The sequence below is a fragment of the Streptomyces sp. Je 1-79 genome, from assembly GCF_025195125.1.
In the GTDB taxonomy this organism is placed as follows: domain Bacteria; phylum Actinomycetota; class Actinomycetes; order Streptomycetales; family Streptomycetaceae; genus Streptomyces.
Window position 1 is genome coordinate 162,524 of record NZ_JAMGSL010000003.1, and the last position, 22,595, is coordinate 185,118.

The 22,595-nt window shown below is 71.5% G+C and carries 17 protein-coding genes; 13 read left to right on the forward strand and 4 right to left on the reverse strand.

Annotated features, from left to right (window positions below; genetic code table 11):
- Nucleotides 1-60: 60 nt before the first annotated feature.
- Nucleotides 61-1,800, reverse strand: a complete 1,740-nt coding sequence (locus tag M5362_RS06100) for a stealth family protein (protein WP_260226296.1) — start codon at nucleotides 1,798-1,800, stop codon at nucleotides 61-63.
- 196 nt (nucleotides 1,801-1,996) lie between these two features.
- Between M5362_RS06100 and M5362_RS06105 the strand changes: the two genes are divergently transcribed.
- A complete protein-coding gene (locus M5362_RS06105; RefSeq protein WP_260226297.1) occupies nucleotides 1,997-3,595 on the forward strand; it encodes a glycosyltransferase family 2 protein in 1,599 nt (532 codons plus the stop codon).
- Nucleotides 3,595-4,581 carry a UDP-glucose 4-epimerase GalE gene (galE, locus tag M5362_RS06110; RefSeq protein ID WP_260226298.1) on the forward strand — a complete coding sequence of 329 codons (987 nt, stop codon included), beginning with the start codon at nucleotides 3,595-3,597 and terminating at the stop codon, nucleotides 4,579-4,581. The genes M5362_RS06105 and galE overlap by 1 nt, the downstream gene beginning before the upstream one ends.
- Before the next feature lie 74 nt (nucleotides 4,582-4,655).
- On the opposite strand, the gene M5362_RS06115 is transcribed toward galE, so the two are convergent.
- Together M5362_RS06115 and M5362_RS06120 are read right to left on the reverse strand one after the other, a co-directional pair.
- Nucleotides 4,656-5,906, reverse strand: coding sequence for a glycosyltransferase (locus M5362_RS06115; RefSeq protein ID WP_260226299.1), 1,251 nt, complete (start codon nucleotides 5,904-5,906; stop codon nucleotides 4,656-4,658).
- Nucleotides 5,903-8,752, reverse strand: coding sequence for a bifunctional glycosyltransferase family 2 protein/CDP-glycerol:glycerophosphate glycerophosphotransferase (locus M5362_RS06120; RefSeq protein ID WP_260226300.1), 2,850 nt, complete (start codon nucleotides 8,750-8,752; stop codon nucleotides 5,903-5,905). Before M5362_RS06120 ends, M5362_RS06115 begins: the two co-directional genes overlap by 4 nt.
- 345 nt (nucleotides 8,753-9,097) lie before the next feature.
- On the opposite strand from M5362_RS06120, the gene M5362_RS06135 reads away from it, so the two are divergent.
- The 8 genes from M5362_RS06135 to M5362_RS06170 all read left to right on the forward strand — a co-directional run bounded on the left by M5362_RS06135 (nucleotide 9,098) and on the right by M5362_RS06170 (nucleotide 18,615).
- A complete protein-coding gene (locus tag M5362_RS06135; protein ID WP_308354856.1) occupies nucleotides 9,098-11,908 on the forward strand; it encodes a YfhO family protein in 2,811 nt (936 codons plus the stop codon).
- Complete coding sequence (locus M5362_RS06140; RefSeq protein ID WP_260226301.1) at nucleotides 11,905-12,918, forward strand: glycosyltransferase family 2 protein; 1,014 nt, start codon at nucleotides 11,905-11,907, stop codon at nucleotides 12,916-12,918. Before M5362_RS06135 ends, M5362_RS06140 begins: the two co-directional genes overlap by 4 nt.
- On the forward strand, nucleotides 12,918-13,373 hold the full coding sequence (locus tag M5362_RS06145; protein ID WP_260226302.1) for a GtrA family protein: 456 nt from the start codon (nucleotides 12,918-12,920) through the stop codon (nucleotides 13,371-13,373). The genes M5362_RS06140 and M5362_RS06145 overlap by 1 nt, the downstream gene beginning before the upstream one ends.
- Nucleotides 13,374-13,585: 212 nt before the next feature.
- Nucleotides 13,586-14,713 (forward strand): glutamate 5-kinase, encoded by a 1,128-nt coding sequence (proB, locus tag M5362_RS06150; RefSeq protein WP_260226303.1) that lies wholly within the window; start codon nucleotides 13,586-13,588, stop codon nucleotides 14,711-14,713.
- A 166-nt stretch (nucleotides 14,714-14,879) separates the two neighbouring features.
- Complete coding sequence (locus tag M5362_RS06155) at nucleotides 14,880-15,359, forward strand: hypothetical protein (RefSeq protein WP_260226304.1); 480 nt, start codon at nucleotides 14,880-14,882, stop codon at nucleotides 15,357-15,359.
- A gap of 75 nt (nucleotides 15,360-15,434) precedes the next feature.
- Nucleotides 15,435-16,718 carry a glutamate-5-semialdehyde dehydrogenase gene (locus M5362_RS06160; RefSeq protein ID WP_260226305.1) on the forward strand — a complete coding sequence of 428 codons (1,284 nt, stop codon included), beginning with the start codon at nucleotides 15,435-15,437 and terminating at the stop codon, nucleotides 16,716-16,718.
- Between the two features lie 114 nt (nucleotides 16,719-16,832).
- Complete coding sequence (locus M5362_RS06165) at nucleotides 16,833-17,429, forward strand: hypothetical protein (RefSeq protein WP_260226306.1); 597 nt, start codon at nucleotides 16,833-16,835, stop codon at nucleotides 17,427-17,429.
- A gap of 106 nt (nucleotides 17,430-17,535) precedes the next feature.
- Complete coding sequence (locus tag M5362_RS06170) at nucleotides 17,536-18,615, forward strand: hypothetical protein (protein WP_260226307.1); 1,080 nt, start codon at nucleotides 17,536-17,538, stop codon at nucleotides 18,613-18,615.
- Here the strand turns inward: M5362_RS06170 and M5362_RS06175 are convergent.
- A complete protein-coding gene (locus M5362_RS06175) occupies nucleotides 18,600-19,739 on the reverse strand; it encodes a M48 family metallopeptidase (RefSeq protein ID WP_260226308.1) in 1,140 nt (379 codons plus the stop codon). The genes M5362_RS06170 and M5362_RS06175 overlap by 16 nt on opposite strands.
- Nucleotides 19,740-19,964: 225 nt before the next feature.
- On the opposite strand from M5362_RS06175, the gene M5362_RS06180 reads away from it, so the two are divergent.
- The 3 genes from M5362_RS06180 to M5362_RS06190 are packed head-to-tail and all read left to right on the forward strand — an operon-like array spanning nucleotide 19,965 to nucleotide 22,549.
- Nucleotides 19,965-20,126 (forward strand): hypothetical protein, encoded by a 162-nt coding sequence (locus tag M5362_RS06180; protein ID WP_260226309.1) that lies wholly within the window; start codon nucleotides 19,965-19,967, stop codon nucleotides 20,124-20,126.
- 52 nt (nucleotides 20,127-20,178) lie between these two features.
- Nucleotides 20,179-20,799: a nicotinate-nucleotide adenylyltransferase gene (gene nadD / locus M5362_RS06185; protein WP_260226310.1), complete on the forward strand. Its 621-nt coding sequence runs from the start codon at nucleotides 20,179-20,181 to the stop codon at nucleotides 20,797-20,799.
- Nucleotides 20,800-20,818: 19 nt separating this feature from the next.
- Nucleotides 20,819-22,549 carry an LCP family protein gene (locus M5362_RS06190; protein ID WP_260226311.1) on the forward strand — a complete coding sequence of 577 codons (1,731 nt, stop codon included), beginning with the start codon at nucleotides 20,819-20,821 and terminating at the stop codon, nucleotides 22,547-22,549.
- Nucleotides 22,550-22,595: the final 46 nt, after the last annotated feature.

The window sequence follows — 22,595 nt, forward strand, 5'->3', positions numbered from 1 at the left end:
CTTCCCCGTCCGGCCGGACGGGGAAGGGCCCCACTCTTCTGCGTGGCCGCGAGGGGTTCTCTAGGGCTTCTTCTCGAACGGGCTCGGTACCGGGAAGTACGCCTCCAGGAAGGGCGTGATCAGGTCCTTCTGGTCCGTCACGTCCTGCTCCGTCGAGACCGTGTCGTTGACGCAGAAGACGGCCTTGTCGCGGCTGGCGAGCAGCCGGCCGAGCCGGGTCTCCGTCCACGGGTGCGTCAGATCCAGGTACGCGTACGGCAGCTGGGACGGCACCGCGCGCTGCGTGTGGAAGGCGTAGTAGTGGTGCAGCGACGACGAGATGGAGATGTCGTCGATGCTCCGGAACCGGCTCGCCTCCGTCGCGCGGTACTCGGCCTCGAACTCGGTCTCGATCTCGGTCAGGACGCTGCGGCGCAGCGCGTGCGGCATGTGCTTCATCTTCTGCACGAGCACCGCGCCGTAGCGCTCCTCGATGAGGCGCCGGTTGTTCTTGCCGGCCGCGGCGACCGGCGGGTCGTCGACGGTCCGCTCGCCCAGCGGCACCAGGGCCGGGGACGGGAAGAACTTGGTGAGCCCGTTGGAGTGGAAGAAGTCCTTCGGGGTGACCTCGTTGCCGAGCATCACGTCGTCGTTGAAGTAGAGGAAGTGCTCGGAAAGCCCCTCGATGTGATGAAGCTGGCTCTCGATCGCGTGCGAGTTGAACGTCGGCAGCAGGTCGGGGGAGCGGAAGACGTCCTTGTGGCTGACCACCTTCAGGCCGGGGACCTCGGTGTCCAGCCAGTCGGGGGTCTGGTCGTCCGTCACCAGGTAGATGGTGCGCACCCACGGCGCGTACATGTGCAGCGAGCGCAGCGAGTAGCGCAGCTCGTCGCGGCTGAGGTAGCGCGCGGCGTTGGCCGCCTCCGCGTGGTAGCCCTCGCCGGAGAACTCGGCTCGGCGCCGCAGCCAGGCCGGGTCGGAGCCGTCCACCCAGGTGTAGACGACGTCGATCGGGAAGGTGACCTCGTCGGTGTGGACGACGGCCGTCCCCGCGCGGGCGGGGACCAGCGCCGCGTCGGCCGACTCCCGGGGCGCGAGACTGGTGAAGTACGACTCCGGCACGGTGACCGTCTCGCCGCGCAACGGCAGGGCGGAGGCGATCCTGCCGGGCCTCGGCGCCACCAGTTCGCCGTCCTCCTCGTGCCAGAACTCGACGTCGCAGCCGTACCGGTCACCGAGCGTCAGCAGGTGCGTGGGGTCCGTGCGGTACCAGGTGAGGCGCAGCACGTCGGCGTCGCGCAGACGCTGCCACGTGGCCGCCTCGAAGCCCGGCTGGGAGGTGGCCGAGACGGCGCTGCTCCCCCCGACCGGGGCGACGTAGCCGGGCAGCCGGTGGCAGGCGTCGGTGAGCGCCGTGAGGACGGCGGCGCGGTCCTCCGTGCGTACGGCGACCGCGGCGGCGGTGTCCGACTGGCTCCGCACGCAGAAGTGCTCGATCCCCGCCCCGGCCAACGCGCTCAGCACGATGTCCAGGTTCGCGCGGCGGGCCGTCAGCGGGGTGACCCCGTCGGCGACCAGGGCGACCTTCGACTCGCGGCCGACGGAGATCACGGCACGGTCGGGGGCGGCGGTGAGCGCCTCGTAGCGCTTGGCGACGCGGCCGCTGCGCAGCCGCTCGGCGGCGGCCGTACCGTTCGCGATCCGTATCTTCAGGCGGCGGCGGACGTCGGCGTCGACCTGCGAGACGATGGCCTTCCGGACACGTTCCGGTATGGCACGGCGGTAGACCCCAAGCAGCCGGGGTGCCTCGGGATTGCGCACTGCGGTCGACTCCTGAACCTGGTCATACGGACATGTGAACGTATCCAGTATGACGGGTGGCCGTCCCCCCTCCCGGCGGGCCGGGACCGCGAGGAGGCGAACGCCGCCCGGCGCGCAGTCCGTTGGGTGGGCGTCCCGTAGGATCTTCGATGTGAGTAGCGTCACCCCATCTCAGGTAGCGGGCAAACTCGGTGTCGTGGTAATCGCACACAATGACGAGGCCCTGGTCGGTGAGGCGATCCGGTCCGTTCTCGACCAGGGACCCGTGGTCGCCGAGGTCGTGGCCGTCGACGACGGGTCGAGCGACGGCACGGCCCGGGTCCTGGACGAGCTGGCCGCGCTCCACCCCCGGCTCCGCGTCGTGCACCGCACGGTGAACAGCGGCGGCTGCGGTACCCCGCGCAACGACGGCGTCCGGGCGGTCACCGCTCCCGTGGTGATATTCCTCGACAGCGACGACATCCTGCCCGAAGGGGCGGCCGAGGCCCTGGTCGCCGCGGCCGAACTCCACCGCGCCCCCGTCGCCGTCGGCGCCTGCGTACGGCGGGAGCTGCCCGAGGGCCGCGACGTGCGCTGGCAGCCCGCGCTCTACCACGAGCCCGCCCTGCTGGAGACGGCCGCGGACCTCTCGCCGCTGGTCCACGACACGCTCTGCGTCAACAAGGTCTACGACCGGGCCTTCCTCGCCGAGCACGGCATCCGCTTCCCCGACGGCCACTGCGTCTACGAGGACTTCCTCTTCACCGCCCGCGTCCTGGCCGCCGCCCCGCGCGTCGCCGTGGTCCCCGACACGGTCTACGTCTGGCACGTGCGCCGGGCCGCCGCCCACCTGTCGATCTCCCTCGACCGCGACGGCGTCACCAACTGGCAGGCCCGGATCGCCGCCCACCGCATGGCCGTCGAGACCTTCGAGGCCGCCGGCCGCCTCGAACTCGCGGCCGCCTGCCGCATCAAGTTCCTCGAACACGACCTGCGCCTGTACGCCCGCGAGCTGAGGCTGCGCGACGCCGCGTACCGGGCCGAGTGGTGGAAGGCCACCCGCGAGCACCTCACGTCGTTCGACGAGAGCGACCTCGCCGCCGCGGCGCCCCCCGCCCGCTGGATGGCCCGCCTCGTCCTGGCCGCGGACGGGCCCCGGGACCTCACGCGGCTCTCCCGGCTCGCCGCCGACCCGGCCCGGCTCCTCCCGCCGTACGCCCTGAACGGGGGCGCGGCCGTCTGGTCCGAGGACCTCCCCGGCGCGGAGCTGGACGGCATCGACACCCTGCCCCTGGCCGCCCTCCCCCTGCTCGTCGACGCCTCCCTGCACGGCCGCCGGGGCGGCGCGCTGCGGTTCACCGTCCGCGATCTGTACGGCAGGCTCGGCGCGGCCGTGCCCCGTACCGCCCAGGTCTCGTTCCTGCTCCGGGACGCGGAGGCGCCCGCGAGCACCGAGCGGGCCGAGCTGCACGAGGTGGCGGGCGGCTGGACCGGCCGCGTCCCGGCCCGGCTCACCGCCCTGGCCATGGCCGGCCGCAGCCGGGGGGACAGGGGCACCCAGGCCTGGGACCTCCGGATCACGGTGGCCTGCGCGGACGGCGCGTCCTTCACGACCGCGCTGCGGCTGCCGGAGGAGCGGCAGCGCCGCTGGGTCCTGCCGAGCAGCCGGTACGGTGTACTGCTGGTGCAGCAGTACACCACGGCGAACGGCTCGCTCGCGGTGCGGATCGCACCCGGTGTCCGTGACGGACTCCGGGCGGTCGGCGCCCGGCTACGCAGGCTCTTCGCGGGTCTTAGGAAAGGGATGTGGGCGTAATGACCTATCTGATCACCGGTGGTGCCGGATACATCGGCTCGCACGTGGTCCGCGCCATGACGCAGGCGGGGGAGCGGGTCGTCGTCCTCGACGACCTGTCCACGGGCTACGCGGAGCGGGTTCCGGAGGGTGTCCCCCTGGTGGTCGGCTCCACCCTGGACCGCGACGTCCTGGACCGGACCATCGCCGAGCACGGTGTCACGGGCGTCGTCCACCTCGCGGCGAAGAAGCAGGTCGGCGAGTCCGTCGAGCAGCCGCTGCACTACTACCGCGAGAACGTGCAGGGCCTGACCGTCCTGCTGGAGGCCGTGGCCGCCGCCGGCGTGCGCAACTTCCTCTTCTCCTCCTCGGCCGCCGTCTACGGCATGCCCGACGTCGACCTCGTCACCGAGGAGACGCCCTGCCTGCCGCTGAGCCCGTACGGCGAGACCAAGCTGGCCGGCGAGTGGCTGGTCCGCGCCGCCGGCAAGGCCCACGGCATCGCCACGGCCTGCCTGCGCTACTTCAACGTGGCGGGCGCCGCGACCCCCGAGCTGGCCGACACCGGTGTCTTCAACCTCGTCCCGATGGTCTTCGAGCGGCTGGACGCCGGCGAGGCCCCGCGGATCTTCGGCGACGACTACGCCACCCCGGACGGCACGTGCGTCCGCGACTACATCCACGTCGAGGACCTCGCCGACGCGCACCTCGTGGCCGCGCGCAAGCTCGCCGAGTGGGCCGCCGCCGGCGAGCCGCGCGATCTGACGGTCAACATCGGCCGTGGCGAGGGTGTCTCCGTCACCGAGATGATCGACCTGATCAACGAGATCACCGGCCACTCCGTCGCCGCCGTCGTCACCCCGCGCCGCCCCGGCGACCCGGCGCGCGTCGTCGCCTCCGCCGACCGCATCGCCGGCGAGCTGGGCTGGAAGGCCCGCCACGACGTCCGCGAGATGATCGACTCCGCCTGGGCCGGCTGGGTCGCCCGCCGCGGCGTCTCCGCCTGATCGTCCGACGCCGACACGTGGGGCGGACCGCCGGTCACCGGCGGTCCTCCCCACGTCGTCTCCGGGCCTAGGCCCTAGCGGTCGAGCAGCGCGAAGAGGTTCTCCCAGCGCGCCACGATCTCCTCCGTCGAGTACCGCTGGATGTCGATCCGCGCCCGCTCGCCCATCCGGTCGCGCAGCTCCCTGTCGGAGATCAGCTCGTCGAGCCTGCGCGCGAACTCCGCCGTGTTCCCGGGCGGCACCACGAGACCGTTCTCGCCGTCCTCGATGATCTCGCGGACACCCGGGGCGACGTCGAAGGCGACACAGGGCACGGCCGTCGCCATCGCCTCCATCAGGACGAGGGGGAAACCCTCGCCCCGTGAGGACAGGGCGAACAGCGAGCCGTCCCGCAGGGCGCCCGGGACGTCGTCGGTACGGCCCATCCACGCCACGGAGCCGTCCAGTCCGAGCCGCGCGCACTGCGCCTTCAGGGCGTCCTCCTCCTCCCCGGAGCCGTAGACGCGCAGGACCCAGTCGGGGTGCCGGGGCGCGACCTCGGACCAGGCGTCCAGGAGCAGGTCGACACCCTTCTCCTCGTGCAGCCGGGCGATGCTGACGACCGTTCTCGCCGTACGCCGGGACGGCTCGTCCGGGAAGAAGGGCAGCGGGTTCGGCATGGCCCCGACGTGGTCGAAGCGCTGCCGGATCCACAGGTCCGCGTCCTCCCGCGTCAGCACGAGCATCCGGTCGACGTCCTTGTAGTACCTCTTGACCCGCTGGAAGCGGGACGAGGCGCGGCACGTCTGGAAGGACTCGTGGCTCATGCCGATCACCCGCAGCCCCGAGGTGTCCGCGAGGGCCACCCACTCCATCGCCCAGACCTGCGTCACGATGACGACGGAACCCGGCCGCACGGAGCGGAGGATCGCCGTGAGCTTCGCCGCCTCCCTGCGCATCCCCGCCTCGCGCGAGGCCCTGCGCCGCCGCTCGACCAGGTCCAGCCGGCGCTTGAGCCCGCGCCGCGGCTTCAGGACCGGCGGGTGGGCGTCGTACAGCGTCGTCGTCCGGTAGGGCAGGTCGTCACCGAGGTCGGCGCGCCGGTCCTCCGGTGCGGGGACGATGCCGATCACATGGACGGCGTGTCCGCGCTCGCTGAAGAGCCGGGCCATCCGGTGCGACCAGCTGGTGATGCCGCCGAGCTCGTCGACGCTGTTGGAGACCAGGACGATGTCCCGGCCCCCGGCGCCGTGCCGCTCGTCGGCCGTCGTCGTGAGCGTCACCTCGGTCGTCCGTGTCGTCTCGGTGGTCCCGGCCGTGTCGGTCGTCTCTGTCGTCTCTGTCATCGACGGCTCCACCCGGAGAAGAATTGCTGGACGATCGAGCGCGCCGCGTCGCCCTGGTCGTACTCGCCGAACTCGGCCACGAAGCGCTTGCGCGCCTCGCAGTACTCCCGGCCCTCGGACTCGAGGTTCCGCAACGAGGCGTAGAGCTCGTCCTCCGTCCGGAAGACCGGGCCGGGCGCGTGCTCCAGCAGGTCGAAGTAGGTCCCGCGGTCCTCGTGGACGTAGGTCTCGTAGTCGTACGTGAAGAAGAGCATCGGCCGGTCGAGCAGCGCGTAGTCGAACATCACGGAGGAGTAGTCCGTGATCAGCGCGTCGGCCAGCTCCATCAGCGGCATCACGTCGTGCTCCGCGGAGACGTCGACGACCGTGCCCCGGACGTCCGGCGGCAGCACCACGTGGTTGAAGTAGTGGGCGCGCACCAGCAGGACGTAGCGGTCGCCGAACTCCTCGGCGAAGCGTTCCACGTCGAAGGGGAGCGCGAAGCGGCTGGCCTTGCCCGACGTGCGGAAGGTCGGCGCGTACAGCAGCACGGTCCTGTCCGCCGGGATGCCGAGCTTCTCGGCGAGCGGCCCACGCACCCGGCGCCCCGCCTCCTCCTCGCGTTGCCGGGCCCGGACCAGCACGTCGTTGCGCGGGTAGCCGGAGCGCGTCAGCGTCCGGTCGTGCAGCCGGAAGGCCTTGGCGAGCGTCCGTACGTCGTGCTCCGAACGCACCAGGAAGTGGTCGAAGCGGTCGAGGTGCCGCTGCTGGGCCTCCTGCTGCTGCCGGGTCTGCGCCTTGAGGCTGGGCTGGTCGAACCCCATCTTCTTGAGCGCGGAGCCGTGCCAGGTCTGGATGTACGTCGTCTCGGGCCGTTTGGTGAGCTTCAGCGGATAGCTCTGGTTGTCCACCCAGAACTCGGCGCGGGCCAGGGCCTTGAGGTACGGCAGCGACCAGCGGCGCACCAGCCGGACGCCCTCGGGGAAGTCCTGGGGGCTTCCGGCGTACGACCAGACCGCCCGGAAGTCGAGGCCCTGGCGGACCATCTCCTCGTAGATCGCGCGCGGGCTGTCGCTGTACTGCTTGCCCAGCTGGCTCTCGAAGACCACCGTCCGCTTCTTCACGGGGAGCCGGCTGTACACCTCGTGGTACATCCGCAGCTTGTTCTCGCCGGAGGTGACCGTCTTCCGCAGCGACCTGGCGCGGCGGACACCGGACTTGGCGAGCCGGCCCGGCTTCCCCCGCAGCCCGCGCTGGACGAACTCCTCGATCCGGTCGCTGTCGCCCTTGGAGGAGACGAGACGGAAGGCGAGATGGCCCTTGGCGGTGGGGTGGGGCTCTATGCGGTCGCCCACCAGACGCGTCAGCCGCGGCCTGACGGGGAGCGCCCCGCCGCCCAGGTCGTCCTGCTCGACGGTGAGCCGGGTCCGGGTGAGCACGCCGCCGGCCCGGAGGACGACGCGGACGTCCCACACCGGGTCGATGACGCCGAGGGGCCGCAGGGTGGAGCTGATGTCGGCCTCGGTCTCCCAGTGGAGCGTGTCGCCGTCGTGACGCAGCGAGGTGACCGGGAAGCGATACGTCCGCAGGCTGCGGCGGCGCGCGCGGAACTCCAGCTCGGCCGTGAGCGTGGCCTCGGGCTCGATGATCCCCAGCGGGTTGGTGATCCGGCCGGTGAGCCGCGCGGTGCCGCCGGACTCCGTGTAGGAGGTGAGTTCGTTGCGCAGGAACAGCTTGTTCAGCGGCTTCTGGTGGTAGCCGAGGTCGGTGACGTCGAGGACCTCGCGGCCGAACGCGTCGTCGAGGTGCTCTGCGCACCAGTAGACACGGCCGTCGCGCCGGGCGAGCGGGGACGAGACCTTGTCGCGGTGGATCAGGGTGTCCACGGCGGGCAGCAGGTTCTCCCAGTCGCCCTTCTCCAGGAGGTACGCGCAGATCGCCTGGATCTTGGCGGCCCTGCCGTACGCCTCGCGGTCCAGGCCCTGGAGGTACGGCCGGGAGAGCTCGGCGAACTCGTGGCGGTAGGCCTCGTCCCGGAAGGGAAGATCACGCAGATGGAGGACGAGGTCGTGCTTGAGGAACTTGACGTCCTTGGCGGCCCGCAGCTCGTCCAGTCCGTGCCGGTCGAGGAGCGCGTCGATCCGGCGGTGGATCTCCAGCCGGTGCCGGTAGTTCACCATCTCGTGGCGGCTGTTGGTGACCGACTTGACCTCGGCCCGTTCGTAGACCTGCCAGAAGTAGACCTGGTTGGGGATCAGGGTGATCCTCTTCGCCGCGAGGTAGGCGTCGGCGACGAACATCAGGTCCTCGTAGAACATCCCCTTGGGGAAGCGGAGTTCGTTGTCGAGGAGGAAGTCGCGGCGGTAGCACTTGTTCGTCGAGAGCGTGTCCCAGACGAACAGGTCGGGCAGTTCGGTGACCGACTCCAGGGTGCGGGTCCTCGCATAGAGCCACGCGTACCACTCGTTGCGCTTCTCGTGGCGGGAGTCCTGGGTGAGGCGCACGCACAGGCCCGAGACGATGTCGGCGGCGGTCTCCTCGGCGGCCGCGACCATGTTGCGGCAGGCGTTGCGTTCCAGGACGTCGTCGCTGTCCAGGAACATCACGTACCGGCCCCGCGCGTGGCCGATGCCGACGTTGCGCGGCTCTCCGCCGGCGCCGCTGTTCTCGGGCAGTCGGTAGGCCCGGACCCGCTCCGGCCGGGCGGCTGCCAGTTCCTGGGCGACCTCGAAGGTGCGGTCCCCGCTGCAGTCGTCGACGATCACGACCTCGACGCTCCGCAGTGTCTGGTCCAACACCGATCGCACGGCCGTCGGGAGACGCTCCGCGTCGTTGTAGGCGATGACGATCACTGAGACGTCAGGCACTGGCACCTCGATCCATTTGTCGTGCGCAGGCTGCCTCGACGGCACCTCGCGTTCACTTTCCGACGGTCCGATGGGGTGGGAGGCGTCCGGGCGGGGGTCCGCGCCCGGATGACGGGTTCTCCGCGATCGGATTCGTCGATTTTTAAGGGGCAACCCTATCGGCTCCGTCCTCTTCCGGCAGAAGTGTGCGCATCGGGTCATAACCTGTTTGTGCATAAATGGACGAGGGAAAGTGACGGGCCGTTCGAATGTCGACCAGGAGTTCGGAATTCAGGGATGTCCGCCGTGCTGAACCCCTCGCTTGAGAAGGGCGCCGGGCGGCGAGGAGACGATTCCTCTCAACGGGTGACGCGGGCCGCGCCGGCGCTCAGAAGAGACCTCAGGGCGCGGCGGGCCGCGCCGTGGTTCGCCGCCGCGACGGCCATGGCGGCGTACTGCCTCGCGATGGCGGTGCAGGGCACCTATCCTTTCGGCGGCCGGTCCCGCGCGGTCAACGACCTGGGTAATCAGTTCGTGCCGTTCCACGCCCGCCTTCGGGACCTGATGCACGGGGAAGCCCATGGCGACCTCTTCTTCAATTGGGCCAGTGGATACGGCACGCCCTTTCTCGCCGACTTCTTCACCTATCTCATGAACCCGTTCTCGTGGCTGGTCGGGGCGTTCCCCCGGGACAGCGTCGAGTTCCCCGTCTTTCTGGTGACGCTGTTCAGCGCCGGACTGGCCGCCGGGATCATGACCGTCTTTCTCGGCCGGCTCCACGAGGGAAGTCCCTGGCTGCGCGCCCTGCTCTCGGTGGGATTCGGACTGAGCGCCTGGATGATCTCGGACGGCTTCTCGGACCCCATGTGGATGTGGGGGCTGGTCGCGCTCCCGCTGATGGGCATCGCCTACGACGGGTGCCTCCACCGCCGCCGCTGGGTGACCGGCGCGCTCCTGGTGACCGTCTGCTGGGCGGGCAACTTCTACACCGCCGCCATGGCCACCATCGGGATGGGCCTGGTGCTGCTGGTGCGGGTGCTCCTGGCCGAGGCGGAGACGGGGGAACGCCCGAGCGCGGAGGTGGACGACCGGCCTGCGGGGGAGCGGACAGCCGGGGTGCGCCCGGGCGTGTCGGCGTGGTGGCCGGCACGGATGCGTCCGCGCGTGCCGGCGCGGTGGCGGGCCGGGGCGTCGGCGTGGTGGCCGGTGCGGTGGCGGGCCGGGGCGTCGGCGTGGTGGCGGGGCGGGGTGCCCTCGCGCGTGTCCGCGCGGTGGCGGGCCGGGGTGCGTCTGCGTGTGCTCGCGCGGGCCGTCTCGATGACCGGCGCCGGGATCCTGCTCGCCGCCCCCGTGCTGACGGTCGGCCTCAAGGCCAGCAAGCTCTCCCAGCCCGCCCCCGAGGCCGTCTACGGCGGGCCGCCCGGGCCCCTCGACTATCTGGCGCACCTGATCCCGGGCGGTCTGGTCGGACGCGTGCCGCACATCTCCGTCGGCATGCTCGCCCTCCTCCTCGTCGCCACCTACCCCTTCATCCGCCGTGTGCCGCGCACGGAGCGGATCGCCTGGCTCGCGCTGGTCGTGCTGATCGCCGGCTCCCTGGTCTGGAAGCCCACGATCCTGCTCTGGCACGGACTGGCCCTGCCCAACGGCAGCCCGTACCGCGCCTCGATCGCCCTCACGGCCGTGCTCGTGTGCGTCGCCTGGCTGGCGCTCGCCCGCAGGCCCCGCCTCCCGGAGCTGCTCGCGGGCGCCGCCGTGGTCCTCGCCCTCGTCGTGGCCGTCAGCACCACCGCGTACATGACCACGGGCCCGTGGATCCTCGCCGCCGGCGGAGTCGTCCTCCTCGGACTGCTCCTCGGGCTGGACCGTTTCCGGGACGACCGCGGGGTGCGTCGCGGCCTCACCGTGGCCCTGGCCGGGGCCGTCTTCCTCTCCGCCTCGTACACCGTCCTGTCCACGACACGGATCCGGGACGCCATCGACTGGTGGAAGCCCAAGCGCACCTTCGACGCCCAGTCGCTCGCCGCGTACCGGCAGCTGAAGGCGGCGGACGCGTGGCCCGCGAGCCGCACCGACCCGGGCCCGCACTCCTTCGCCTCCAACGACCCGATGCTGCTCGCCGGGCAGGGCGGCGGCTACTACAGCAGCTATCTGCCGGCCGTCACCGCCGACACCCTGCACCGGCTCGGCGGCGGCTGGTACATCCAGGGACGCCACACGCGGAGCTTCAACGACCCGGTCGCCCGCGCCGTGATGGGCGTGAGCAGCTACCTCGAACCGGACGACGGACCCGACGGGTTCGTCCGGCGCACCGCCGCCGCCCCGCCCGTCGTCACGCTGCGACCGGCCGGTACGCCCCTGGACGGCACCGTCCGGGACGTCTCGCTCTTCTCCCGGCAGGAGCGGGCGCTGGGCGCGCGGCTCTACGAGGTCCCCAGGATCGCGCGGAGCGGCGACGGTGACCTCGTCCCGGGCCGCGGCTGGCCGCTCAAGGCCGACCGCGCGAGCGAAGCGGACGGCGCGGCGCCCGGCGACGGTACGAGTACGACGTTCACGGCCGTCTGCACCCCGGGCACCGAGGCCTACTGGTACGCGCCCTGGCTGCGCGGGCGGGTCGACGCGCTCGGCACGACCCTCGCACCGGTGGGCAAGTACCCCATGACCAGCAACCCGCTGTACCGCCTCGGGACCGTTCGCCCCGACGGCGAGGTCGCGGTCAGGGTCCGCTCGGCCCAGCGCCAGTACGTCCCGGAGAGCCCCGTCGGGTGCCTCGACCGCGCCGCGCTCGAACGGACCGTGCGGCACCTGCGCGCCACCGGCCCCGACCGGGTCGACGCCTCCGGCCACGGCATCGGCGCCACGTTCGCGCCCGGAACGGCGGGCACTGCGGTCCTCTCCGTGGTCGCCACCCCCGGCTGGCGGTGCGCGGTCGACGGCGGCCCCGCGCGCGTGCCGCGCACGCTCGGCGGCCTGATCGCCGTCGAACTCGGCGACGGCGCCTCGCGGCTGTCCTGCTCCTACCGCACCCCCGGGCTGCGCCTCGGCCTCGCGGCGAGCGGCGCCGCCGCGGCGCTCCTGCTCGCGGTCACCGCCGCCCACCTGCTCCGTACCCGTACGTCCCGCCCGCGCCGTACACCCGGTCCCTCCCGTTCGTCGTTCAGGAGCCAACGTTCATGATCAAGTTGTCCGTCGTTGTCCCCTGCTACAACGAGGAAGCGGTGATCGACCAGTTCGACACCCGTATCCGCGAGGTGCTGGGCGGCCTGCCCATCGCGTACGAGATCTGCTACGTCGACGACGGCAGCAAGGACGGCACCTTCGTCCGGCTGCGCGCCATCGCCGCCGAGTTCGAGAAGGAGACCCGTTACGTCTCCTTCAGCCGGAACTTCGGCAAGGAGGCCGCGATGCTCGCCGGGCTCCGCGAGGCCACCGGGGACGCCGTCGTGATCATGGACGCGGACCTCCAGCACCCGCCGGAGCTCATCGAGCGGATGCTCGAACTCCACGAGCTGGGGCACGAGCAGATCATCGCCCGGCGCACCCGCGAGGGCGACAAGAAGCTACGCAGCGCCCTGAGCCGGCTCTACTACCGCGGCGTCAACAAGTGGATCGACGTCGAACTGACCGACGGCGTCGGCGACTTCCGGCTGCTCTCCCGCGCTGCCGTGGACGCGCTGCTCTCGCTGCCGGAGTACAACCGCTTCTCCAAGGGGCTCTTCTCCTGGATCGGCTTCGACACCGTCACCTTCGACTACCAGAACGCCGCGCGCGAGGCGGGCGAGACGAAGTGGAAGTTCAGCTCCCTGCTCAACTACGGCATGGACGGGCTGATCTCCTTCAACAACAGGCCGCTTCGCATCGCGATCTGGCTCGGGCTCACGCTCACCGGCCTCGCCGCGCTGTACGCGATCTGGATCGTGGCGGCCGCCCTCACCCAGGGCGTCAGCGCCCCCGGCTATGTCACCCTGGTCGCGATCATCGTGGGCCTCGGCGGAGTCCAGATGATCATGCTGGGGCTGATCGGCGAGTACATCGGCCGGATCTACTACGAGACCAAGCGGCGGCCGCACTTCCTCGTCAAGGAGACCCACCGCTCCACGGCGCGCCGCCCGATCGCCGGCGGCGCGTACGCGGCGGGCCGCCGGGACGGCCGCGCCCGCGTCGTGGCGACCGAACGGGAGATGTGATGCGCGGTCAGCTCGGGCAGATCGTCCGCTTCGGCCTGGTCGGCGCGATCAACACGGGGACGTTCTACGGGTGCTACCTCCTGCTGCACCCGTGGATGCCGTACTTCGCCGCCTACTCCATCGCCTTCGTGCTCAGCATGGTCGGTTCCTTCTTCCTCAACACGTACTTCACCTACCGCACCCGGCCCACCTGGAAGAAGTTCGCGCTCTTCCCGCTCACCAACGTCACCAACTACCTGGTGCAGAGCGTCGGCCTGTACGCCCTGGTGACCTGGGCCGGGATGGACGACCGGATCGCGCCCCTGGTCGCGGCGGTCGTGGCCATCCCGTTCACCTACCTGCTGTCGAAGAAGATCCTCGTCCCCGGTGGCCGCAAGGCCGAGGCGGACGCCGTCGGCCCCACCGGCCCCGCCGGTGACGCCGGCCTCGAATCGGACTCCGTCGCCACGCGCTGACCGCGGGGGAGCCGCGTGGCGCCATGACCGCCGGGGAGCCGCGCCGCGCGCTGACTCCGAGGGAGCCGCCCCGAGGGGTGGCCGGTCCGTTCCATCCAGCGGAATGCGCGGGCGCCGTCCGTCCCGGCTCGCGTAGATTGCCTGGCAGTCGCGGCGGGGAGCGCGCGGCGCGTGACATCCGAGTGAGGGCGACGCAGGTGACGGCGGTACAGGTGACAGAGGCAAGGCAGTTCGTGACGGAAGCCCGCAGGATCGTCGTCAAGGTCGGCTCGTCCTCGCTCACCACCGCGTCCGGAGGGCTCGACGCCGACCGGGTCGACGCGCTCGTCGACGTCCTCGCCAAGGTTCGCAGCGGCGGCGAGAAGGAGGTCGTCCTCGTCTCCTCCGGCGCCATCGCCGCCGGACTCGCCCCGCTCGGCCTCACCCGCAGACCCAAGGACCTCGCCCGCCAGCAGGCCGCCGCCAGCGTCGGCCAGGGCCTGCTCGTCGCCCGTTACACCGCCTCCTTCGCCCGCTACGGCGTACGCGTCGGACAGGTGCTGCTCACCACGGACGACACCAGCCGGCGCGCCCACTACCGCAACGCCTACCGGACCCTCGACCAGCTCCTCGCCATGGGCGCCCTGCCGGTCGTCAACGAGAACGACACCGTCGCCACCGACGAGATCCGCTTCGGCGACAACGACCGGCTCGCCGCCCTCGTCGCCCACCTCGTCCGCGCCGACCTGCTCGTCCTCCTCTCGGACGTCGACGGGCTCTACGACGGCGACCCCTCCAAGCCGGGCTCCTCGCGCATCGCGGAGGTGGCGGGCCCCGAGGACATCGCCCACGTCGAGATCGGCTCCGCCGGCAAGGCCGGGGTCGGCACCGGCGGCATGGTCACCAAGGTCGAGGCCGCCCGGATCGCCGCGGCCGCCGGCATCCCCGTGGTCCTCACCTCCGCCAGCCGCGCCGCCGACGCCCTCGCCGGCCGCGACACCGGCACGTACTTCCACCGGACCGGCCGCCGGTCCGCCGACCGGCTCCTCTGGCTCGCCCACGCCTCCACGCCGCAGGGCCACCTGACCCTGGACGAGGGCGCGGTACGCGCCGTCGTCGAGGGCAAGAAGTCGCTCCTGGCGGCCGGAATCGCCGCCGTCGAGGGCGAGTTCGTGGCCGGCGACCCGGTCGAGCTGCGCGACACCGACGGCCGCGCCGTCGCCCGCGGACTCGTCAACTTCGACGCCAAGGAGATCCCCCGGATGCTCGGCCGCTCCACGCCCGAACTCTCCAGGGAGCTCGGTCCGGAGTACGAGCGGGAGGTCGTCCACCGCGACGATCTGGTGGTCGTCCGCGCCTGATCCGTCCCCTCGTGAGGGGCGTGTGGAGAAACGGCCGAAAGACCGGCCATCCGGTAGGGACCTTTACCAAAACCGCCCCACATGCCGCCTCGGGCTGGTCAACTTTGTCTCGGGGACAAGACAAGGGCGGGGTACAGCACCACACGCATCAAACAGGAGGCCGCCGGTGAGACGAGCGCGCCCGGGGGCACCGCCCCGCGGGACTGCCGAACGCGCCCTGACCAGTGTCGAGGCCGGAGCCGACTTCGACGAGGGACAGGACACCGAGACAGCTGGGGCACGCGTCGAGGAACGGCCGGTGGTCGCCTCGAAGCTCTGGCACATCACCCTCAGCGTCTCGGGCGCCGAGGCCCCGCTGAAGGAGGTCAGGCGTGGGCTCGAGCAGCTGGCGCACGACCATCCCTTCCTGCTGACCAGCCGCTACGCCAAGGATCACGCCGAGATCCGCTACTGGGAAGAGGCCCGTGACCTGCACGACGCCGCCGCGGTGGCGCTGCGGCTGTGGGGCGAGCACCGCCAGAGCGCCAAGCTGCCGCCCTGGGAGATCGTCGGCCTTGAGGTCATCGACCGCGAGACCTACCACCAGCGCATCGCCGAGGGCTACGGCCCGCCGCCGGCCGCCCCGGTGGGGGTCCACCCGTACTGAGACAGGCGTCTCGGAGTGCGGGATACGGACGGAATACGTGAGGGATGTCCGCAGAGGTGCCAGTACCCTGCGGGCATGACCTCGCTCACGCCCCTCGACAACCTGTCCCCGGTCGCCCGGGCGGCCTACCGCGCCCGCGCGGCCGCCGCCGAAATCGCGCCACTTCCGCGCGCGGCCAAGGACGACGCACTGCTGGCGATCGCGGACGCCCTCGAGGTCCGCACCGCCGAGATCGTCGAGGCCAACGCCGAGGACGTCGCCCGCGCCCGCGAGGCCGGCACCAGCGAGACCGTCATCGACCGGCTCACCCTCACCCCGGAGCGCGTCCGCGCCATCGCCGCCGACGTCCGCGACGTGGCCGCCCTGCCCGACCCGGTCGGCGAGGTCGTCCGCGGCTCGACCCTCCCCAACGGCATCGACCTGCGCCAGATCCGCGTCCCCCTCGGCGTCGTCGGCATCATCTACGAGGCCCGTCCCAACGTGACCGTGGACGCGGCAGCCCTCTGCCTCAAGGCCGGAAACGCCGTCCTGCTGCGCGGCTCGTCCTCCGCCTACTCCTCCAACACCGCCCTGGTGAAGGTCCTGCGCGACGCCGTCGGCGGCGCCGGCCTGCCCGCCGACGCCATCCAGCTCGTCCCCGGCGAGTCCCGCGAGTCGGTACGGGAGCTGATGCGCGCCCGCGGCCTGGTCGACGTCCTCATCCCGCGCGGCGGCGCCTCCCTGATCCGTACCGTCGTCGAGGAGTCCACCGTCCCCGTCATCGAGACCGGCACCGGAAACTGCCACGTCTACGTGGACGCCCAGGCCGACCTCGACATGGCCGTCGACATCCTGGTCAACTCCAAGGCCCAGCGCCCCAGCGTCTGCAACTCCGCCGAGACCCTCCTCGTCCACCAGGACATCGCGGAGGCGTTCCTGCCCCGGGCCCTGGCCGCCCTGGCCGACGCCGGCGTCACCGTCCACGCCGACGAGCGGGTCCTCGCCCAGGCCGAGGGCTCCAAGGCCACCGTCGTCCCCGCGACCCCGGAGGACTGGGAGACCGAGTACCTCTCCTACGACATCGCCGCCGCCGTCGTCGACTCCCTCGACAAGGCCGTCGAACACATCCGGCTCTGGTCCTCCGGCCACACCGAGGCGATCGTCACCACCTCGCAGGCCGCCGCCCGCCGCTTCACCCAGCTGGTCGACTCCACGACGGTCGCCGTCAACGCGTCCACCCGTTTCACCGACGGAGGCCAGTTCGGCTTCGGCGCCGAGATCGGCATCTCGACCCAGAAACTGCACGCCCGTGGGCCCATGGGCCTGCCCGAGCTGACCTCGACGAAGTACATCGTCACGGGCGACGGCCACACCCGCTGACCTCACCGTCCCCCGTTCGGCCCCCTCCCGCGCGGCCGAACGGGGAGCCGGACGGGCAGGGATAGTTCGCACTCTCCCTGCCCAAAACCACCTCCCAGGTCTACTCTGAAAAACGTGCCGGACGACGTGGGGGGCAAGCCGTTCCCGGACGGCAGGGACCCTGAGAACGCTGACGACCGCGGGGGCGCGGACGACTTCGCCACCGTGGTGTTCGACGAGGACTTCGTACGGGCCGCCAAGGTCCATGAGCCGAGCGCCGTGGAGCGCCTCCTCGCGGCCGCGCAGGCGCGCGCCGAGGCGGAGGCCGCCCGCGCACGCGCCGGCGTGAGACCGGGCGACGACGATCCCTACGGGGAGGGCTACGACCCCTCGGACCCCTTCGCCGGCCGCTACGGCGAGGGCTACGACCCGGACGACCCCGACGCCGGCCCCTACGGCCCGCACGGCGGCGCCCTGCGCCCCTACCGGGGCAGCGCCCGCTGGCACCGGCCCGTCGCCTGGGTGCTGGCCCTCGTGATGGGCGTCGGCATGGTCGCCCTGGCCTTCACCGCCGTCTACCGCGGCGCCTCCGCCAACCGCCAGGACCAGGTCCCCGCCCCCGCCACCACCGGCATCGACAAGGGCATCGACAAGCCGCCGACGGTCACCGCGCCCTCGGCCTCCGCCGAGTACTCCGCACCTCCCGTCCCGGCCGTCCCCCACACCCCCTGACCGCCCGGGGCATATGGCCTGGTGGCCGGGGTTCTCGTCGGAATTCTTGGGAACTTGTCGCGCAGCTCGGCGTTTACCCGAGCCGCGTCCGACCTACTCTGAAGGTATGGCAGGGCGTGGCGACCCGCCTGAGGGGCCGGTTCCCGACCCCGGCGGTGGTGAGGACGAGTACCGATCCGTCGTCTTCGACGAGTCGTTCGTCCGCGCTGCCCGGCTCCAGGAGTTCTCCGCGAAGGAACGGATGGGAGAGCACTCCCAGGCCGTCCGCTCCCGCCCCACCCGGGAGGCCAGAAGCGGCTCCCGCCAGGCCGTCCTGCTGGTCCTGCTGATCCTCCTCGCCTTCGGTACCGCCATCTACCTCGGCGTCCGCAACCCCTACCAGCCCCCCGTCGACCAGCGGGCCGAACCACTGCGGACCACCGTCGTCTCGCTCGCCCCGCGGGGCGCGGTGCCGGGCGGCGAGCCCGCCCAGCTGTTCGAGCACAGCCCCGCCGCCGAATACCGCACGGGCGCCGCCGGCATCAACCTCCCGGTCACCGGACGCACCACGCACTTCTCGGAGAGCCAGGTCGTGACCGCCCTGAGCATCGCCAAGGACTATCTGGTGGCCTCGTCCCTGGAGCCCGACGTCCTGACGGGCGTGACGGTCCGCCCCGCCCGGCTGCTGCTCGACCCCGACCAGCTGGCGCAGTTCGACCAGAGCGTGGAGGACTCGCTCGACGACGGGCGCCACGCGGTGGCCGGCTGGCTGGTGCGGTTCGACCCGGCGGAGGTCGCCCTGGCGGCCCCCGGCATCCGTGTCCAGGGCACCCTCCGCTTCGCGGAGACGGCCACCGACATGCTGGAGGTCACCGCGGACCACACCTTCACCTACGCCCTGCGCCCCGCCGCCCCCGGCGCCGGGCCCGTGGGCGAGGCCTCCCTCTTCACCGTCCACCGCGAGACGCACTTCCGCTTCGACCGCGAGGACCTGCGGATGCACCGCGCCGAACTGCTGGCCAGTACCGTCCAGGCCGGCCCGCAGGCGTGCGGACCCGACACCGACGGCACCCTCCGCCCGCTGCTCGCGGGCGAGCGGGCCACCGACCCGGCCGGATCGGCCGTCACCGACCCGTACGCCACCAGCCGGCCGGCCGTCTCCTCGCTCTGCGGGACCCTCGCCCCGAGCGCTCAGCCCTCCTTCTGACCGCCGCCGCTGCCGTCACCGGTGCCGCCCTCGCCGCCGTCACCGTCACCGCGGCCGCCCGTACCGCCGTCGGTGCGCGGGGCGCCGCCGCCGAACCGGCTGCGCAGCTTCCCGCCCAGGTCGCCCGCCAGGTCGCCCGCGCCGCCGGCTATGTCGCCGACCAGCTTCATCAGCGGATCCTTGCTGGTGCGCACCGAGTCGGCGTAGTGCCCGGCCGACTCCCGGAAGGAGTCGGTCACCGAGGTGTCCTTGTCCTCCGACCGGCGCGGGTAGTGCCCGTCCATGATCCGCTGGTAGTCCCGGGTCTCGGACCACTTCTTCAGCTCGGCCGCGCGGACCGTGGTGAACGGGTGCGTGCGCGGGAGCACATTGAGGATCTTCAGGACGGAGTCCCGGAGGTCGCCGCCCTTCTCGTACTCGTCGGCCTGGGCGAGGAACGCGTCCACGTTCATCTCGTGCAGATGGTTGCCGCCGGCGATCTTCATCAGTCCGCGCATCGAGGCGTGCACGTCCTGGCCGACCAGGAGGCCCGCCCGGTCGGCGGACAGCTCGGACTTGCGGAACCACTCGCGCAGTGCCGTCACGATCGCCATGATCGCCACGTTCCCCAGCGGGATCCAGGCGACCTTGACGGCCAGGCTGGTGAGGAACAGCAGGATCGTGCGGTAGACGGAGTGGCCGGAGAGGGCGTGGCCCACCTCGTGGCCGACGACCGCCCGCATCTCCTCCTCGTCGAGCAGCTCCACGAGGCCCGTGGTGACCACGATGATCGGCTCGTCCAGGCCGATGCACATCGCGTTCGGCTTCGGGTCCTGGGTGACGTACATCGGGGGGACCTTCTCCAGGTCCAGGATGTAACACGCGTCCCTCAGCATGTCGTTGAGGTGCGTGAACTGGGCGTCACTCACCCGCACGGAGTCGGAGAGGAAGAGCAGTCGAAGGCTGCGCTCGGGCAGCAGCCCGCTGAGCGCCTTGAAGACCGTGTCGAAGCCGGAGAGCTTGCGCAGGGCCACGAGCGCCGACCGGTCCGCGGGATGCTCGTAGGCACGTGAGGAGATGCCGGGGAAGCGCTTGCGCTGCCTGCTCGGCACGTTCCCCTGGTCGTTGTCGGACTTCTCGGTCATGGATGCCCCCTGTTCGTACGAGACCTTGCTCGTCCCCCTGACGAATCCCAGACTAGGTGCTGGGGTCCCCGGACGCCGGAGCCTGTGGATAACTCGGGCATGGTGGACAACGACGGGGTACGACAGCCCGCACAACGACTGAGTCGGCGTGAGCGTGCCCGGACGGCCCGCATACGATGTGCGCGAAGTCTTCGCTCCGTCCCCGATCGATAGGTCCTGTTGAAGATGAGCCTCCACAGCACCGCCGCCAACCTGGTCATGCTCGCCGAGGGCGCCGAGCACGGCGGCAACCACGACAGCCTCAACCCTTACCTCACCGGTTTCGGCGCGCTCGGCGCGCTGCTCCTGCTGCTGTGGATCACCACCCGCTTCAACCGCGACCGCTGAGCCGGCGGCCGGACCGAAGACGCCCGCTGCCGTGCCAGTAGGCTCTGCACGCATGGGAGAGCAGGAAATGCCTACTGGCGGCCGCGGCAGGCGCCGACTCGGCGTGATGGGCGGAACGTTCGATCCGATCCACCACGGACACCTGGTGGCCGCCAGTGAGGTGGCCGCCCTGTTCCACCTCGACGAGGTGGTGTTCGTGCCGACCGGGCAGCCGTGGCAGAAGAGCCAGCAGGCCGTCTCGCCGGCCGAGGACCGCTATCTGATGACCGTCATCGCGACGGCGTCCAACCCGCAGTTCTCGGTCAGCCGTATCGAGATCGACCGCGGCGGGCCGACGTACACCATCGACACCCTGCGTGACCTGCGCGAGCTCAACGGCGAGGCGGACCTCTTCTTCATCACGGGGGCCGACGCGCTGTCGCAGATCCTCACGTGGCGTGATGCCGAGGAGCTGTTCTCGCTCGCCCACTTCATCGGCGTCACCCGGCCGGGCCACGACCTCACGGACGACGGCCTGCCGAAGGGCGGCGTCTCGCTCGTCGAGATTCCCGCGCTCGCCATCTCCTCCACCGACTGCCGGGCGAGGGTCGCGAAGGGCGATCCGGTCTGGTATTTGGTGCCGGACGGTGTGGTGCGCTACATCGACAAGCGCCAGTTGTACCGCGGCGAGTGAGCCTCGGAGAGGGGCACCGGTGAACGATCAGAACCCGTACGACCCGTACTACCCGCAGCCGCAGATCATCGGCTACGACGAGTACGGGCAGCCGGTGTACCAGCAGGTCCCACCGCAGGCCCAGCAGCCGTACGACGCGTACGACCCGTACGCGGCTCAGCAGCAGCACGCCCCGCAACAGCACACCTCGCAGCACACGCAGCAGCAGGCGTACGGCTACGACGCCTACGGGCAGCCCGTCCAGCCCCAGCAGCAGCCCCAAGCCCTCCGGCAGCCGCAGCAGCCTCAGTACGACCCGTACGGGCAGCCGCAGCAGCAGGCACAGCAGCAGGGCTACGGCTACTCCTCGTACGACACCGGACAGCAGTGGGCCGTCCAGGCCGAAACCGCTCCCGCCCCCGCCGCGCCCTCTCCCGCCGCCCCCGTGGCCGCTCCGGCCGGCGTACCGGGCCAGCGCTCAGCGCCGGCGGACGACGACGGAGCGCGCGAGTACCGCACCGAGCAGTTCTCGTTCATCGAGGAGCCCGACGAGGACTCCGAAGACGTCATCGACTGGCTGAAGTTCACCGAGAGCCGCTCCGAGCGGCGCGAGGAGGCCAGGCGCCGCGGCCGCAACCGCGTCGTCGCCCTGATCGTGGTCCTCGCCCTCGCCGCCGTCGGCGGGGTCGGCTACCTCTGGTCCGCCGGCAAGCTCCCCGGTATCTCCGGCGAGGAGCAGAAGCAGAACACCGCGACCGGCCCGCAGAAGCGCGACACGATCGTCGTCCATCTCCACGACCTCAAGGGCGGCGGCACCTCCACCGCTCTGCTGGTCGACAACACCACGACCGGGCAGGGCACCACCGTCCTGCTCCCCAACACCCTCTCCGTCGCCGACGACGAGGGCGCCGGGACCACGCTCGCCAAGTCCGTCGAGGACGACGGATCCAGCGGCACCCGCGAGGCGATCGGCAACCTCCTCGGTACGAAGATCACCGGCACGTGGCGGCTGGACACCCCGTACCTGGAGAACCTGGTCGAGATCGTCAGCAACATCGACCTGACCACCGACGTCACCGTGCCCAGCGACAAGAAGGGCGAGGACCCGCTCGTCACCAAGGGCGAGAACCAGACGCTCAACGGCCGCGCCGCCGTCGCCTACGCGACCTACCGCGCGCCCGGCGAGGCCGAGGCCAAGCAGCTTCAGCGCTTCGGCCAGGTCATGTACGCCGTGCTCCGGAAGATGTCCGACGACCCGAAGGCCAACGCGGACACCATCGCGACGCTCGTCATGATCCTCGACCCCTCGCTGCCGGAGAAGGATCTCGGCGCCTCGCTCGCCAAGCTGGCCGAGCACGCCAAGGGCGGCGACTACAAGACGGCGCTCCTCCCGGTGGAGCAGGACGGCTCGCTCGACGAGGGCGCGGCCGACAGCGTGGTCAAGGACATCCTCGGCGGCAAGGTCACCGCCCCCGAGCAGGGCGCCGCGGTCCGTGTCTCGCTCCGCGACGCGACCGGCAAGGACGCCACCGAGGCCGCCAGGGTCGTCCTGGTCAACGGAGGCTTCGCCTTCGTGGGCGGCGCCGACGCGGAGACCCAGAAGACCTCGCAGGTCCTCTACGGCGACGACGACCAGAAGGCGACGGCCGGAGAGGTGGCCAAGACGCTCGGCCTCCCGGACAGCGCGGTCAAGAAGGGCAAGACCTCCGGAAGCGCCGATGTCACGGCGGTCCTGGGCCAGGATTACAAGATCCCCGGGAGCAAGAAGTGACCTGCTCGTAATGGTTTGCGGGGCGGTCGGCGGTACGTGAGACCCT

Bases quoted from the DNA above. Each gene is read 5' to 3' on its own strand.
- galE (WP_260226298.1), top strand. From the start codon at position 3,595: ATGACCTATCTGATCACCGGTGGTGCCGGATACATCGGCTCGCACGTG.
- M5362_RS06115 (WP_260226299.1), bottom strand. From the start codon at position 5,906: ATGACAGAGACGACAGAGACGACCGACACGGCCGGGACCACCGAGACG.
- M5362_RS06140 (WP_260226301.1), top strand. From the start codon at position 11,905: ATGATCAAGTTGTCCGTCGTTGTCCCCTGCTACAACGAGGAAGCGGTG.
- M5362_RS06145 (WP_260226302.1), top strand. From the start codon at position 12,918: ATGCGCGGTCAGCTCGGGCAGATCGTCCGCTTCGGCCTGGTCGGCGCG.
- M5362_RS06160 (WP_260226305.1), top strand. From the start codon at position 15,435: ATGACCTCGCTCACGCCCCTCGACAACCTGTCCCCGGTCGCCCGGGCG.
- M5362_RS06170 (WP_260226307.1), top strand. From the start codon at position 17,536: ATGGCAGGGCGTGGCGACCCGCCTGAGGGGCCGGTTCCCGACCCCGGC.
- M5362_RS06175 (WP_260226308.1), bottom strand. From the start codon at position 19,739: ATGACCGAGAAGTCCGACAACGACCAGGGGAACGTGCCGAGCAGGCAG.
- M5362_RS06180 (WP_260226309.1), top strand. From the start codon at position 19,965: ATGAGCCTCCACAGCACCGCCGCCAACCTGGTCATGCTCGCCGAGGGC.
- nadD (WP_260226310.1), top strand. From the start codon at position 20,179: ATGGGAGAGCAGGAAATGCCTACTGGCGGCCGCGGCAGGCGCCGACTC.